The sequence below is a fragment of the Acidobacteriota bacterium genome, assembly GCA_009861545.1.
Classification (GTDB): Bacteria; Acidobacteriota; Vicinamibacteria; order Vicinamibacterales; family UBA8438; genus WTFV01.
Window position 1 is genome coordinate 6,493 of the sequence record VXME01000164.1, and the last position, 14,146, is coordinate 20,638.

The 14,146-nt window shown below is 70.6% G+C and carries 11 protein-coding genes; 2 read left to right on the plus strand and 9 right to left on the minus strand.

Features of this window, described 5'->3' with window-relative positions:
* Positions 1–493: 493 nt before the first annotated feature.
* Entirely contained in the window at positions 494–748 is a 255-nt protein-coding gene (locus F4X11_25725; protein ID MYN68376.1) for a hypothetical protein, read from the minus strand.
* 739 nt (positions 749–1,487) lie between these two features.
* On the minus strand, positions 1,488–2,936 hold the full coding sequence (locus F4X11_25730) for a PQQ-binding-like beta-propeller repeat protein (GenBank protein MYN68377.1): 1,449 nt from the start codon (positions 2,934–2,936) through the stop codon (positions 1,488–1,490).
* 194 nt (positions 2,937–3,130) lie between these two features.
* Between F4X11_25730 and F4X11_25735 the strand changes: the two genes are divergently transcribed.
* Positions 3,131–4,855 (plus strand): amidase, encoded by a 1,725-nt coding sequence (locus F4X11_25735; protein MYN68378.1) that lies wholly within the window; start codon positions 3,131–3,133, stop codon positions 4,853–4,855.
* Between the two features lie 97 nt (positions 4,856–4,952).
* Here F4X11_25735 and F4X11_25740 read toward each other — a convergent pair whose 3' ends face one another.
* The 5 genes from F4X11_25740 to F4X11_25760 all read right to left on the minus strand — a co-directional run bounded on the left by F4X11_25740 (position 4,953) and on the right by F4X11_25760 (position 10,252).
* Positions 4,953–5,420, minus strand: a complete 468-nt coding sequence (locus F4X11_25740) for a nucleoside deaminase (GenBank protein ID MYN68379.1) — start codon at positions 5,418–5,420, stop codon at positions 4,953–4,955.
* Positions 5,421–5,607: 187 nt separating this feature from the next.
* The gene (locus F4X11_25745) at positions 5,608–6,537 is read right to left on the minus strand and encodes an alpha/beta hydrolase (protein MYN68380.1); all 930 of its coding nucleotides are present in this window, start codon (positions 6,535–6,537) and stop codon (positions 5,608–5,610) included.
* A 126-nt stretch (positions 6,538–6,663) separates the two neighbouring features.
* Positions 6,664–7,902 (minus strand): exo-alpha-sialidase, encoded by a 1,239-nt coding sequence (locus tag F4X11_25750; GenBank protein ID MYN68381.1) that lies wholly within the window; start codon positions 7,900–7,902, stop codon positions 6,664–6,666.
* A gap of 9 nt (positions 7,903–7,911) precedes the next feature.
* Entirely contained in the window at positions 7,912–9,210 is a 1,299-nt protein-coding gene (locus F4X11_25755) for a phosphopyruvate hydratase (protein ID MYN68382.1), read from the minus strand.
* Between the two features lie 70 nt (positions 9,211–9,280).
* Positions 9,281–10,252: a phosphotransferase gene (locus F4X11_25760; GenBank protein ID MYN68383.1), complete on the minus strand. Its 972-nt coding sequence runs from the start codon at positions 10,250–10,252 to the stop codon at positions 9,281–9,283.
* Positions 10,253–10,387: 135 nt separating this feature from the next.
* On the opposite strand from F4X11_25760, the gene F4X11_25765 reads away from it, so the two are divergent.
* Positions 10,388–11,332, plus strand: a complete 945-nt coding sequence (locus F4X11_25765; GenBank protein ID MYN68384.1) for a hydroxyacid dehydrogenase — start codon at positions 10,388–10,390, stop codon at positions 11,330–11,332.
* 59 nt (positions 11,333–11,391) lie between these two features.
* Here F4X11_25765 and F4X11_25770 read toward each other — a convergent pair whose 3' ends face one another.
* Together F4X11_25770 and F4X11_25775 are read right to left on the minus strand one after the other, a co-directional pair.
* Positions 11,392–12,987 carry a hypothetical protein gene (locus tag F4X11_25770; protein MYN68385.1) on the minus strand — a complete coding sequence of 532 codons (1,596 nt, stop codon included), beginning with the start codon at positions 12,985–12,987 and terminating at the stop codon, positions 11,392–11,394.
* A complete protein-coding gene (locus F4X11_25775; protein MYN68386.1) occupies positions 12,899–14,143 on the minus strand; it encodes a DUF1501 domain-containing protein in 1,245 nt (414 codons plus the stop codon). Before F4X11_25775 ends, F4X11_25770 begins: the two co-directional genes overlap by 89 nt.
* Positions 14,144–14,146 lie beyond the last annotated feature (3 nt).

Sequence of the window (14,146 nt, forward strand, 5' to 3'; positions counted from 1 at the left end):
GCTTCGGGGCACCAGACGTCTCGAGCGTGGGCACTATCCGCTATAATCCCCGGCAAGCTCCGGGGCGGTGCAGGCGGCCCGCTTCGCTCCACACCCACGAACACCTCGGCCTTGGTATCGCTCCATCTAGCCGATCAGAGCGCACAATGCACATCCTGCGGCAGAGGCCAGTCGGAGATACCACCCACCGGACCCCTGGAGCCAGATCTCGGCGAGTTCGCCGCCCACGCCGACCACAATGTCGCACAAACCGGCAATCACGGCCATTGCCTCGTTCGCGTTCTCGACACTTCTGAGATCTGCCTCAACGGGGGGATCCCCTGGGGGGACGAGCTGCACATCCAAGTCAAGCCGGCGTAACTCCTCCGCCAAATCCTCCACTTCGCGGGGTAGATCCTGGGCCGAGGCTTCCGACGCGCCCACCATCAGTAGCCCCGCCAAAACCAGCAACCCTGTCCAAGCTCTCGTCATCGCGCCTCGGCTCCTTCCGTCTTCATTTCGTCCCAGTCGTCGCCGCCTCCGCACCTTCGACCGCGGCCGTGCGGCCAGCCCGCTCGCCTTCGATCCAGCCCTCCAACCTCGCGAGCCGCCGATCGATGTCTCCGACTCGCACCGACAGCGCTTCCACCGCGCCAGTCAGCCGCACATCAAGAGCGTCCACCCTCGCACTGAGCGCCGCCATCTGCCGCCAGAGCAACCCGCCGAGCGCAACCATCACGCCGATAGTTGGCCAGTCCACTGCTTCCATGGCTTGCATCCCCCGCATTTAATCCCCGCCGCCGGCCCCGAGTTGCGCGCCAGCGGCCGACCGCTTCCCCGGGAGCTTGTGCGCAATGGCGCCCACGGCTCAGGTGATTCTCCAGCCAACAATCTCGTAGCGAACACGTTGGCGATCTATTCGTGTACACCCCAACCCCGCGCGGCCCCCAGCCGGTACGTCGTAGGCCTTCTGCGACGTACCGCCCCGTTCTATTGAGGCGTGGACTGTGACCCTGACGCTTTGGTGCCGATTCGGGTTCATCAACGTGGCGAACGGCGCGCGGTCGCAATAGCCTCGCCTCGGCGCGTAGCGGATATACGGTTCCGCTGCCCGTTGCGTAGTCGCGTCGACCACCGCGGCCAGCGGCAACAACGCCAGCAGTCGGATGAACATGCGGCGCGCGAACGCGCGGTCGCCCAGCGCTCCGCCGGTTGCTTCCGCTGCCCGCCGGGCCGAGGTAGCCGCGCTAGAGCGGACCTCGTGCGTCAGTTGGGGCGATGCGCCGAGGGCGATACAGTGAGGGGCCGAGCGCGCTTCCATGACGGGCTCCTTCACGTTGCTGGGCGACAGGCGACCGGTGTCGGTTCTGCGGCCCGGTTCTGCGGCCCGCCCGCCGCCGAGCGTACTCGTTCACCCTAACACGTCTCACGCCGGCGAAACCAGGAGGGGCAGCAGGTGGTTGCGCTGACGGCGACGGTCGAGCGCTTCCGTTCCGGTAGGTGAGGCGCTACGAGGGCGTGGATCGCCGTCGCCGCGGATCCCGGCCCGGACTGCCAGCAGGACTGCCAGCCATTCGTGGCGAGAAGAGTCCGTTTCTGCCGGTTTCTGACGTGTTCAGATCGTCGAACACCCCATTGAACACGGGAGTCATTGGGGCCTCCGCGGATCTGTATACGGACTCCCAGTCCTTGCCGCCGATCAGGGTGGGGCAGGCCAGCACCTCCTGGCCCAGGGCGCTGAAGACCACCTCGCCGTTCTCGGTCACCGCCCCGGTGGCGCCGTCGATGTCGCTGATGACGTTCTGCGTGACGGTCGGGGTCGCCCAGAGGAACTCGCCGGTCTCGCGGTCGAGAGTGTAGACCAGGCCGGTCTTGCCGGGAATGCCCGTCAGCACACGGCGCGTCTCGCCGGGCGTGAGTCGCGGGTTGATCCAGCTCACCGCCGCCGGATCCGGCGCCACCGCGGTGTCGACCAGGATGCGCTCGAAAGGATGGTCCAGATCCCAGTGATCGTTCAGGTGCTGGTAATGCCAGACGATCTCGCCGGTATCGGCGTCGAGCGCGAGGGTCGAGTTGTGGTAGAGGTGGGCCAGGTCGGCGCCGCCGAGCATGAACTTCGGCGCCGGCGAGGTGACCGACGTGCCGATGTAGACCAGGTTCAGCTCGGGATCGTAGCTGGGGACCATCCAGGCGCCGACGTGCTTGCGCTCCTCGAACGGCACGTCGCCCCAGGTCTCGTCGCCCGGCTCGCCCGGCGCCGGAATCGTCCGCCGCCGCCACAGCTCCTCGCCGCTGGTCGCGTCGTGGGCAACGATGACGCAGGCGTCCGGTCCGCCGCGCGTCGAGCAGCTCCGGCCGGAGATCACCTTGCCGTCGGCGATGATGGGCCCGGAGCTCTGCAGCGCGGGATGCGTCTCGTAGTCGAGAATCCGCGTCTCCCAGACCTGCCGGCCGGTCTCGGCGTCGAGGGCGAAGACGTAGCCGTCGGCGCTGGTGTCGATGATGCGATCCTCGTAGATGGCGAGGTTGCGGTTCGTGGTGGCCAGCCCCCGGGTGGCGGTGTCGTCCGGCAGGTCGCGGCGGTACTCCCAGAGCAGGTCGCCGGTCGCCGCCTCGATCGCCTGGATGACGTCGCGCGGGTTCGGCACGTACAGCACGCCGCCGTAAGCCAGCGGCGTCGCCTGCTGGCTGCCGGGGCCCATGCCGCGCGACCAGACCATGCGCAGCTCGCCGACGTTCGCGCGATCGATTTGCTCCAGCGGGCTGTAGCCCCAGCCGTCCAGCGTCCGCCGCCACATCAGCCAGTCGCCAGGCGCAGGATCCTGGAGCATCGCGTCGGTGACGGGGACGAAATCCGAGGTGCTCTGCGCGTCGGCGTGCGGTGCGCCGATCACCAGCCACAGGAGGGCGGCGGTGCAGGCCGGAACGGATCGTGCGGCACGAAGCTGGAACAGCATGTCGGCACCTCCGGGACTTCAAGCGTCGAGGACGTCGACCGCGGCGGAGATGCCTACGGTATCAGCTTCCGACGTGACGCGGCAGTCGGGCCGGCGGTCAACGCCCGTGAGCCTGACGATGAAGCGGCTGATGCCGCGGAGCATCGTCAGGTGTCTCATATAGGATTGATCACCACGGAGGATTGGGTGTCACCATGAATGAACACAAGCTCGCGGTGAACCGGCGGCGTTTCATCACCGGCCTGTCGGCGGCGGGGATCGGCTCGACGTTGCTGCCCGGCGCGCTGGCGGCGGTGGCGCAGGATGCGGACGAGGTGACGGTCGAGATGCTGGCGGCCGCGCAGCGCATCGCCGGGCTGAAGTTCACCGACGAGGAGCTCGAGCGCATCGCCGCGGGGCTGAACCGGCCGGGCGGCAGGCCCGACGTCGGGACCCTGCGCGCCGCCAACCTGGGGAACGCGGTGCAGCCGGCCCTCGTGTTCAACCCGGTTCCGCCGGGGATGACGCTGCCGAGCGAGCGGCGTCCGATGCGGCGCGCCGACATCGCGGTGACCATGCCGGCCACCGACGAGGAGCTGGCGTTCCTGCCGGTCACGCACCTGGCGAAGCTCGTCGAGACCCGCCAGGTGAAGCCGTCGGAGCTGACCGAGCTGTACCTGGCCCGGTTGCGGCGGCACGACCCGGCGCTGCACTGCGTCGTCAGCTACACGGACGAGATTGCCCGGCGCCAGGCGCGGCGGGCCGACGAGGAGATCGCGGCGGGCATCTACCGCGGGCCCCTGCACGGGATCCCCTGGGGCGCCAAGGACCTGCTCGCAGTGCGCGGCACGCGCACGACGTGGGGCGCCTCGCCCTACCGCCGGCAGGCCATCGACACCGACGCCACCGTGTACACGCGACTGACCGAGGCGGGCGCCGTTCTCGTCGCCAAGCTGTCGATGGGTGCACTGGCCTCCGGCGATCGCTGGTTCGGGGGCCGGACGCGGAACCCGTGGAATACGGAGCAGGGGGCGAGCGGATCGTCGGCCGGCTCGGGGGCGGCGACCGCGGCGGGGCTGGTCGGGTTCGCCATCGGGACCGAGACGCGCGGCTCGATCATCTCGCCGTCGACGCGCAACGGCGTTACCGGCCTGCGCCCGACGTTCGGGCGGGTGAGCCGCTACGGCGCGATGGCGCTGGCCTGGACCCTGGACAAGATCGGCCCGATGTGCCGCTCCGCCGAGGACTGCGCGCTGGTTTTCGACGCCATCCAGGGGCCGGACGGACGCGACAACACCCTGCTCGACGTTCCCTTCAACTGGGACGCCGAGGCCGACCTCGCCGGCCTGCGGGTGGGCTACCTGCGGTCGAGCTTCGACGAGGACACCGTCGAGGAGAACCCGCAGGACCCCGAGCGCGCGACCCGGGAGCGGCAGGCGATGGCGAACAACCGGGCCGCCCTCGACACGTTGCGCGGCCTGGGGGTGACCCTAGCGCCGTTCGACCTGCCGGACGTGCCGGGCGGCGCCCTCGGCTTCATCGTGAGCACCGAGGCCGCGGCCGGGTTCGATGTACCCACGGTCAACGGCGAGCTCGACAGCATGCGCGAGGCGCCGGAAGAGAGCCGCTGGCCCGACCGCTTCGCCGCCGCCCGCTTCGTCCCGGCGATCGACTACCTGCAAGCCAACCGGTTGCGGATGCAGATCATCGAGCAGGTCCACGAGGCGCTCGGCGATCTGGACCTGTTCGTCGGCAGCAACCTCGGGCTGACCAACTTCACGGGTCACCCGGAGATCAGCATGCCGAGCGGGTTCGTCGAGGGATCGCCGACCAGCCTGCGCTTCACCGGCAAGCTCTTCGGCGAGGCGGAGATGCTGCGGCTCGCGCACGCCTGGCAATCGGCGACCGACTACCACCTGCAGCATCCGCCGCTCGGGTGAGCCCAGGCTTTCGCGGCGCGCGGCTGATTTGCGACGAAGTGGTTTAGGCCGAACTGCCGGAGGTAAGCGTGGCGTCGGAGCGGCGGCCCGGGTCGTTTCAGTAATCGATGCGGTCGGCCTTCTCCTGCCACTCCCTGAATACCGCGAACGCCGCGTCCCGCTGCAATTGCCGCGACGGGATCTGCCGCTCGGCTCGGGGCAGCTTCATTTCCAGATAGAGGTCCCGGTCGTCGAAGCCCATGCGCCTGGCGTCGTCGGCGGTGTTGGCGAAGTGGATCCTCTGGATCCGGGCCCAGTGGATGGCGGCGAGGCACATGGGGCAGGGCTCGCAACTGGTGTAGATTTCGCACCCCACCAGACGAAAGTGGTTCAGCCTGGCGGCCGCTCTCCGGATGGCCACCACCTCCGCGTGGGCCGTCGGATCGTTGCGCAGGAACACTTCGTTGTGGCCCTCCGCGATGATCTCGTCGCCCCGGACGATGACCGCGCCGAACGGACCGCCCTTGCCGGCCCGCATCCCGAGGCGCGAGAGCTCGATGGCCCTTCGCATGAACTCCTGCTGCATTGTGTATCCCGGGGTCCCGAGTTGCCCGCGTGAGTGTGTATCGAGCGAGCGGCCCCGAATGGCAGGCGCTTCCGACACAGGGGGCGCAACGCACCGGGCCGCGGCAGGCTGCGGGCGTGTCGCTTGCGGTCAGCGGTCGACGGCCGACGGGGCGTCGCGCCCGTCGGCCGTCGGAGTTGCCGGGGCCTCAGTCGTTCGACGGCGCCGCTCCCAGCCCGTGCTCGCCGAGAAACGCGCGGATCGCCGCGTAGATCTGCTGGTTCTCCACGGGGCTGAATCCGCCGTGTCCGCCGCCCTCGATGGTGATGAGCTGGTTCGGCACGCCCCATTCGTCGAGCAACTCGTGCAGGCGCGTCGCGTGGTCGTAGGGCACGATGGAATCGGCGTCGCCGTGAATGGTCAGGATCGGCGGCGTGTCGCCGTTCACGTAGTTGGTCGGGGAGACGCGGCGCGCGACGTCGTCGCGGTCGCTGCGGCTTCCCAACCAGGCCTCGGTGAAGTTACCGGAGGTTCCCGGCGTCCGGTGGGCCAGGTCGTAGACGTCGGTGATGCCGTACCAGTTGATGATGGCGGCGACCTTGAGCGGGGCGGTCGACCGAGGGCCGATCGGCCACATGCGGTTCCGGTCGCCGGGGCACTGGCGGTCCAGGCCGGCCGACGCCGGCAGCATGCCGGTCGTGAGCGACAGGTGGCCGCCGGCGGAGTTGCCGGTCACCACGATGCGATCGAGATCGAAGTTGTACTGCTCGGCGTTGCGGTAGACCCAGCGCAGCGCGCAGCGGCAGTCCTCGACCGCGGCGGGGGCGTGCGCCGTGCCCGCGAGCCGATAGGAGACGTTGACCACGTTCCAGCCCATCTCCAGCCAGGGGAGAACGGTCAGCGCGGAGGACTGCCGGCTGCCGTTGGTCCAGCCGCCGCCGTGGATGTAGATGAGCGTCGGGGCCGGTTCGGACGCCGTGCGGGACCGGTAGACGTCGAGCGTCAGGTCCTGTCCGCCGGCGCGCTGGTAGGTGATGTTCGGGGTCAGGCTGTAGCTGGTAGCCACCCGCACGAACGCCGCCGCCGCGTCGTCGGTTTGCGCGTTCGCCGCCACGGGTGCGCCGAGTCCGATCATCATTGCGGCCAGGCCGATCGCTGCCAAGCTGAAGAATCTCATTGCTGTCGCCTCGCTTTCTGTCCTTGTGGATGCACGTTCCAAGCGGATGGATACACCTTCCGGGGTACTCCGAACCCGCTGATTCTGTCATTCCTCCAGCAGCCAGTCGAGCGTGAACGCGGAGAAGACGATCTCCCGGTAGTCGGCGCGCTCGTACAGCAGTCCTACGCGGCCGTCGGACAGACGCACCAGCGACGAGTAGGCCGCCGAACCCTCATCGATCAGCTTCTCGACCGGCCAGGTTGCGCCGTCGTCGAAGCTGGCCCGCACCGTCATCCGCTCGCGCGTCGTGCCGGCGGGGTTGGAGAAGAGCAGGATGCCCCGCGGGTACTGCATGTCGGGCCACCCGTACCGCAGCAGGCTGGCCTGGCAGACCGGCTCGATCAGGGTCGCGTCGAGCCGGACCGGCGACCACGTCTGACCGCCGTCCCGGCTGCTGGCGACGGCGCGCCGATTCTGGCCGTGATAGGAACGCATGTTCTGGAGCAGCGAGCCGTCCGACAGCTCTACAACGGTCGATTCGTTCGTGTACGGCTCGTGGATTCCGCCGCTGCGCCACGTGCGGCCGCGGTCGTCGCTCACGAGGACGTGGCTCCGGTACCGTTCCGGACCTTCCTCCTCGGGGCCGGACACGGAGTGGTTGGCGGGCACGACGAGCCGCCCCGCGTGCGGACCGCGAGTCAACTGGATGCCGTGCACCGGACCGGTCGCATACCAGCGCCAATCGGGGGCGCGGGTGGTCGCGCTGATGTCGCGCGGCGCGGTCCAGGTGCGGCCGTCGTCGGTCGATTGCGCGTGGTACACGCGCCGTACGTCCTCGCTCGTCCCGGCCATGATCGCCCGCTCGCGGTCGGTGCCCAGGTTACGGGTCATCAGGAGGTGGATGACGCCGGTTCGCCGGTCGACCACCGGAGCCGGGTTGCCGCAGGTATGCGGGCCGTCGTCGCAGACGACGAGCGCGTCACCCCAGGTCCGGCCGCCGTCGGTGGACCGCTTGACGAGCAGATCGATGTCGCCCGCATCGCCGCGTCCCGTCCTGCGCCCTTCGGCGAACGCCAGCAGCGCGCCGCCGGCGGTGGCCAGGGCCACGGGGATGCGGTACGTGTGATAGCCGCCGGCGCCGGCCCGCCAGACGACCCGCGTCTCCGGCGAGGCAGGGGTCTCGGCCCCCGGCTGCCCCTCACTGCAACAGGGGAGTCCGATCAGGAGTACGCCGAGGAAGAGGCGCAGAACACCCGTGCCGAGGGAGAGACGCCGTCGGATTCGGCGGTCGGTCCGGACCAGGAGGCGGCGTGGAAGCCGCGCATACGGGGCAGGGCTCGTCATCGGCAGTCCTTACCTGGAGCGATGGTGCGCGAGCGCGCCGCCGCCGGCAAAGGCGGCCGTGTCTCCCAGCGCCTCCTCGATCCGCAACACCTCGTTCCACTTCGCCATCCGCTCGGACCGTGCGAACGAGCCCACCTTGAGCTGGCCGGCGGACCAGCCGACGGCGAGATGGGCGATGGTCACGTCCTCCGTTTCGCCGGAGCGCGCCGACGCGATGGTGGCGAAGCCGGCCGCGCGGGCAGCATCGAGCGCCGCTCGCGTCTCGGTCACAGTGCCGGCCTGGTTCGACTTGACGAGCAGGGCATTGCAGGCCTGGTCCCGCGCCGCCTGCTCGACGCGCCGGGCGTTGGTGACGAGGTAATCGTCGCCGACGATCTGCACGCGGTCGCCGACCGCTGCCGTGAAGCGCCGCATGCCGTCGATATCGTCCTCGGCCAGCGGATCTTCGATCGACACGATGGGATACCGGTCGACCCAGTCGATCAACAGCGCGATGAGCGCATCGCGATCGACGGCGCGCCCGTCGCGGCCGAGCCGGTACCGTCCGTCTTCGTGGAACTCCGACGCGGCGACGTCCAGCGAGATGGCGAGATCGTCGCCGGGCTTGCGCCCGGCGTCCTCGATGGCCCGGACCAGGAACTCCAGGGCTTCCTCGTTCGTGTGGAACGCCGGCCAGTAGCCCCCTTCGTCGGCGACGCCCTGCAGCCGGCCGGCCTGCGCCATCCGGGCTCCGGCGGCGCGATACACTTCGGCCGTCCACTCGAGCGCCTGCGCGAAGGTCGATGCCCCGACCGGCATCACCATGAAGTCCTGGATGTCGACCCGCCGTCCGGCGTGGGCGCCGCCCCCGAAGATCTGGATCTCGGGCAACGGAAGCAGGGCCGTGCCGTCGCCGAGGAGGTAGCGCCACAGCGGCAGCCCCGTGGCGCCCGCGGCCGCGTGCAGCGCCGCCAGCGAGACCGCGATCAGCGCGTTGCCGCCGAGCCGGCTCCTGTTGCCGGTGCCGTCGAGATCGACCAGCGCCCGGTCGAGTCCAGCCTGATCCGTCACGTCGCGCCCGCGCATCGCCAGCGCGATCTCCTCGCGGACGTTGCGCACCGCGGACGTCACGTCGTACCCGCCCAGGCGGGTCCCCCCGTCCCGCAGGTCGACCGCCTCGCCACTGCCCGTCGAGGCCCCGGCCGGTGCGATGGCGCGCCCGGCGACGCCGCCGGCGAGACGGACCTCGGCCTCGACGGTCGGACGCCCGCGAGAGTCCCATACCCGGCGGGCCGACACCTGTTCGATCGTGGACCGTGTGCGCGTCATGCGGGCGCCATGCCGGGGACCGGGCGCGTCCGCGGGTGCGCGGCCCCGATCGTCGTCGGTGGAATCGGTCTCATTGCACGGACCCGGGCAGCGCCTCGGCCCAGGCCTCCCGCACCGCGGCGAGGGTTGCCGGCGGGTTCGCGATCAGCGGCCGGGCCGTCCGCCGCACGCGCTCCCGGTCCGCCTCCACGGTGATGTACTCGACGGGCGACTTGCCGTCGACGCGCGCGAGGAACAGCCCCGGCAGCAGGTTCGCCGCCCGCTCCTCGAGCAGGGCCCGCGCCTCCCAGTCGACACCCGCGAGGTACGTCTCTGCCAGCGCATCGAACGATCGCAGGAACGCGGCGGTTGCCGCCGGCGTCCAGAGGCACTTGAGCAGCAGGTGGTTCAGGCAGAAGGCCAGGTCGAAGGCGGGGTCGCCGTACCACGCGCACTCGGCGTCCAGGAAGATCGGACCGTCCGGCCCGATCAGAATGTTCTTGGGACTGACGTCGCCGTGCACCAGCGCATGCTTCGTGCCCGCCGTGCGTGCGACGACGGCGTGCAGCCGTTCTGCGAGGTCGGGGTGCCGGGCCGCCGTCGCGATCAGGTACGGCTCCAACCGGATCGCGTAGAAGATGTCATCGGTGGCGAAGCGCGCCCGGACGTCGGCGCGGCCGGCGGTGGCGCCATGGATCGCGGCCAGGCGCTTCCCGACGGCCCGTGCGGTGGTCTCGCGGGCGACGCCGTCGCGGAGCTGGGCTTTCCAGAGCGGATGGGTTACCGGATCCAGGAAGCCCATCACGAAGCAACCCGCCTCGATGTCGTGCGCGACCAGCCGCGGCACGCTCGACGGCGCGATCCGGCCGGCTTCGCGCAGCCACTCCCATTCGTAGCGGTTCCGCTCGACCGGCGCCTCCCAGACGGCCGCGACCTTCAGCCGGGGTAGCGCCCGCTTCACGCACACCGTGCCGGCGGGCAGATCCACCCGCCAGATGTCCGAGGAGACCCCGCCGGCGAGCGGCGTCATCGGCGGCGGCGCCTGCGCCGGAACGAGGCCCATTCGGGCGAGCGCCTCCACGATGATGGCGTCGGGTTCTGGCACCGTCCCCCGTATGATAGCCAGCGGTGCGCGGAAAGACCGCCCGTGACCGGCGGCCGCACCGGGCGTGCCTGCCGTGGTTCGGAGCCGCCAGCGATGAACGTCGTCTACCACTATTCGGCCGGCCCGGGCCTGACCACCCGGCTCGCGGAGCTCGCGCGCGAGGGACTGTCGGTCTCCGTCTGCGCGATGTCGGACCACGCGCGCTTCGCCGAGCTGCTGCCCGCGACCGAGGCGCTGTGGCATCTGCTCGAGCCGGTCACCGCGGAGGTCGTCACCGCGGCGCCTCGCCTGCGCCTCGTCCAGAAGATCGGGGTCGGCGTCAACACCATCGATCTGGAGGCGGCCCGGGCGCGCGGCGTCGCCGTATGCAACATGCCGGGCACGAACACGCAGGCCGTCGTCGAGATGACCCTGTTGTTGATGCTCGGCGCCCTGCGGCGCGTGAGCCAGCTCGACGCCGCGACCCGGACCGGGCGGGGCTGGGAGCTGCCCGCCGACCTCCAGGACCACTACGGGGAGGTGTCCGGCCGGACCGTCGGGCTGGTCGGATTCGGCGCCGTGCCGAGCCGGCTGGCGCCGGTGCTGCACGCGATGGGCGCGCGCGTCCTGTTCGCCAGCCGCAGCGAGAAGCCGGCGGCGGTGGGTGAGCGCCGGCCGCTCGCCGACCTGTTGGCGGAGAGCGACGTCGTCTCGCTGCATGTGCCGCTCACACCGGATACCGAGCGCATGATCGACGCAGGAGCCATCGCGCGCATGAAGCCGGGCGCGGTCATCGTCAACACGGCCCGCGGCGCGCTGATCGACGAAGCGGCGCTCGTCGATGCCCTGCGGACGGGGCGCATCGGCGCGGCCGGTCTCGACGTCTTCGAGGCCGAGCCGACGCCCGCCGGCAGCGCGCTGCTCGCGCTCGACAACGTGGTCTGCACGCCGCACCTCGCCTGGCTGACCCGCGAGACGCTGGCGCGGAGCCTGGCGGTCGCGGTCGAGAACTGCCGGCGGCTCGCAGCCGGAGCAGAACTCCTGCACCGGGTCGTGTAGGCGCCGCGGCCGGGCGGGCGCTGCGTCAGCCTGCGCGCGGCCGCGGTTCGGGGCTCGCTCTACGGACCTCCCACGCGGGAGGAAAGGCGCTGCCGGAGCGTCTGGCCGACCACGCGCCACGAGAGCACGAGCGAGGTCACGCACAGCGCGGTTCCGCCCAGCATGAAGGTGATGACGACGATGTCCCAGAGGGGGCGGTTGTTGTAGAGCCACGGAAAGTTGAGCGAGTGCAGGCCGCTGTAGAGCCAGCGGCTGACCCAGCGGCGGTTGCTGTACTGCCCGACCACACGGCCGGTCGCCGGATCGATGTAATAGCGGGTCGCCGCGTCGTCGTGCAGTTGCGCCAGAATCACCGGCAGGGGCCGGGCGCGCCGGCGATCGAGGTAGTACCGGTCGTAGCGGTCGAGCATGCGGGTCTCGACGGCGCCGGCGTCGGGCGCCACACGCCGTACGATGCGGGCGATCGCGTCGTGGTCGAACCGGTCGACCCGACGGCCGTCGATCCCGAACATCACCGTGGCGCCGTCACCGAGACGGGCGGCGTACAGCGGCCGGCCGTCGAACGCGGTCAGCTCGACCGCCTTGACCTCCAGATCGGGATGCCGCGCAAGCAGATCCCCCGGGCTCAGCGCGGCGAAATCATCCAGCGCGACCTCGCCCCGCAGCGCCTCCGCCAGGTCCGGCCCGCGGCCGGCCGGTCCGCGCGGCGTCGACGACGGGAACGGGTCGAGCGACAGCATGCCGCTGAACGCCCAGGTCGCGGTCGCGACCCCGAAGATCAACCCCAGGATCGCGTGCCACCGCTGCTGGCCGCGGTAGGGCAGCCGGGCCGGGCGTCCGTCCTGCCGATACCGCCTGCCCGGCGAGTATCGCGCCACCGCCACCACGAGCCCGATGATGGCCAGCACCGTGCCGATGCCGGACGTCCAGATCACGAACCGGATCCAGACCGTCTGGTGCTGCCGGATGGCGGTGAAGTAGATCCAGTGGGGGATTGCGCTGACCCAGGCCCCCAACCGCGAGGCGGTCGTGGTGTATTGCAGCACCTCGCCCGTGTCGCCGATGTAGAGCTGCTCGCCGTTGGGCCAGGAGTACTTCCAGAGCGGCCGTCGGTTGCGCAACGCCCCCTGGACCGTCCACTGGTCCACCTCGATCACCGATTCCACGACGCCGTCTCGTACGCGCTGGCCCGTCCAGGCCTCGGCCGCCCGGTCGCGCATGTTGGCGGACACGTCGCCTTGCACCCTTCCCGTGTCGGCATAGACCACCCGGCCGCCGCCCCGCCCGCCGCGGTAGGCGGGCCGTCCGTCCACCGTCGTCAGACGCATCCGATCGGGCCGCCGGGGGTCGAGCCGCAGTGCCCGGGCAGCGGCCTGGGGAGTGAGCGTCACCTGCCCGGCGTCGAGCGCCGGCGCCCGCGCCAGCCGATCGGCCTCGGTCACGCCGGGGAAGCCCCAGTACATCATCCCGATGCCGGACGGGAACCACAGCAGGAAGAGGAGGCAGAGCGCCACCCCCACCCACCGGTGCAGGACGATCAGGACGCGCAGCATCGTACGGTCTCGCTCAGACCCGGAGGAGCGTGACCGGCTCGAAACGCCCGAACAGGACCGGGTCGGGGTCGACGCCGAACCACTGCCGGAGCACGCTCGCATACACGGCGCGGAAGTCGACGCGGTGACGGACGTCGCCGTCGTCGAGGTCGCCGAGGTCGGGAATGCCGCCGTGCAGCCCCGGTACGACCGAGCCGCCCGCCAGGAACATCGCGCTCGCCGAGCCGTGATCGGTGCCCAGGGTGCCGTTCTCGGCCACGCGACGACCGAACTCCGAGACCGTCATCACCAGGGTGCGGTCCCACTGTCCGGCCGCCCGCATGTCACGCGCGAACGCGCCGACCGCCTGGCTCAACTCCTGCAGGATGCCACGCTGACCGCGGAGCTGCTCGACGTGGGTGTCGAACCCCGTGATGGACACGTGGAAGACCCGGGTCGGGAGCCCGGCCGCGACCATCTGGCCGATCAGCCGCAGCGACTGCGAGAGACGGAACGGCGGGTAGTCCGCGCGCGACGCGTTCTGCTGGGCCGCGTGGATGCGGTCGGCCAGCGATACCGTCTGCCGGCCGAGCCGCCGGATGCGCTCCAGCGGGTCGTTCGCGTTCGCGGCCGGCGCGGGACGGCCCTGCAGGCCGCGAAGCCGGGTGTCGTAGCCGGGCCATTCCATGATGGCGGGATTCTCGATGGTGACGCCGCGCGGTGAGGCGCTGGCGAAGGCCAGGGTGCCGCGGCGGCCGATCCGCAGCCCGAGCATCGGCGAGACCACCTCGTCGCAGTACCGCTCGAAATAGCGGCCCACCCAGCCATCGAGCACCTCGGCCGGCTCCGTGGGGTCGAACCACGCCGCCTTGCTCCATATGTCGCTCGATGTGAAGTGCGAGCGATTCTGATCGGGATACCCGACGTTCTGGACGATGGCCAGTTGACCGGCGTCGTAGAGCTGCTTGAGCTCGACCAGCTCCGGATGCAGCCCCGTGTGCTCGTCGAGCTTGTGGACGGCCCCGGCCCGGATCGCGATGTGGGGTCGTCGCTGATAGTAGACGTCGTCCCCGTAGGGCACGACGGTGTTCAGCCCGTCGTTGCCGCCGTCGAGCTGGATGATGACCAGCACGTGGTTGTCCGCGAGCCCTGGTATCGCAGGAACGACACCCTGCTGTGCGGAGAGCGTCATGCGGTCGAGCCAGGGTGCGCCGAGGAAGGCCGTGACGCCGGCGGCGGCCTCACGCATGAACCGACGACGAGGGATCCGCTGGGTCATGAC

Excerpts from the sequence above, each read along its gene's own strand:
- F4X11_25755 (MYN68382.1), bottom strand. The coding sequence starts at position 9,210 with ATGACGCGCACACGGTCCACGATCGAACAGGTGTCGGCCCGCCGGGTA.
- F4X11_25730 (MYN68377.1), bottom strand. The coding sequence starts at position 2,936 with ATGCTGTTCCAGCTTCGTGCCGCACGATCCGTTCCGGCCTGCACCGCC.
- F4X11_25750 (MYN68381.1), bottom strand. The coding sequence starts at position 7,902 with ATGACGAGCCCTGCCCCGTATGCGCGGCTTCCACGCCGCCTCCTGGTC.
- F4X11_25770 (MYN68385.1), bottom strand. The coding sequence starts at position 12,987 with ATGCGAGCGTGCTCCGGCAGTGGTTCGGCGTCGACCCCGACCCGGTCC.
- F4X11_25735 (MYN68378.1), top strand. The coding sequence starts at position 3,131 with ATGAATGAACACAAGCTCGCGGTGAACCGGCGGCGTTTCATCACCGGC.
- F4X11_25760 (MYN68383.1), bottom strand. The coding sequence starts at position 10,252 with ATGGGCCTCGTTCCGGCGCAGGCGCCGCCGCCGATGACGCCGCTCGCC.
- F4X11_25745 (MYN68380.1), bottom strand. The coding sequence starts at position 6,537 with ATGATGATCGGACTCGGCGCACCCGTGGCGGCGAACGCGCAAACCGAC.
- F4X11_25740 (MYN68379.1), bottom strand. The coding sequence starts at position 5,420 with ATGCAGCAGGAGTTCATGCGAAGGGCCATCGAGCTCTCGCGCCTCGGG.
- F4X11_25775 (MYN68386.1), bottom strand. The coding sequence starts at position 14,143 with ATGACCCAGCGGATCCCTCGTCGTCGGTTCATGCGTGAGGCCGCCGCC.
- F4X11_25765 (MYN68384.1), top strand. The coding sequence starts at position 10,388 with ATGAACGTCGTCTACCACTATTCGGCCGGCCCGGGCCTGACCACCCGG.
- F4X11_25725 (MYN68376.1), bottom strand. The coding sequence starts at position 748 with ATGGAAGCAGTGGACTGGCCAACTATCGGCGTGATGGTTGCGCTCGGC.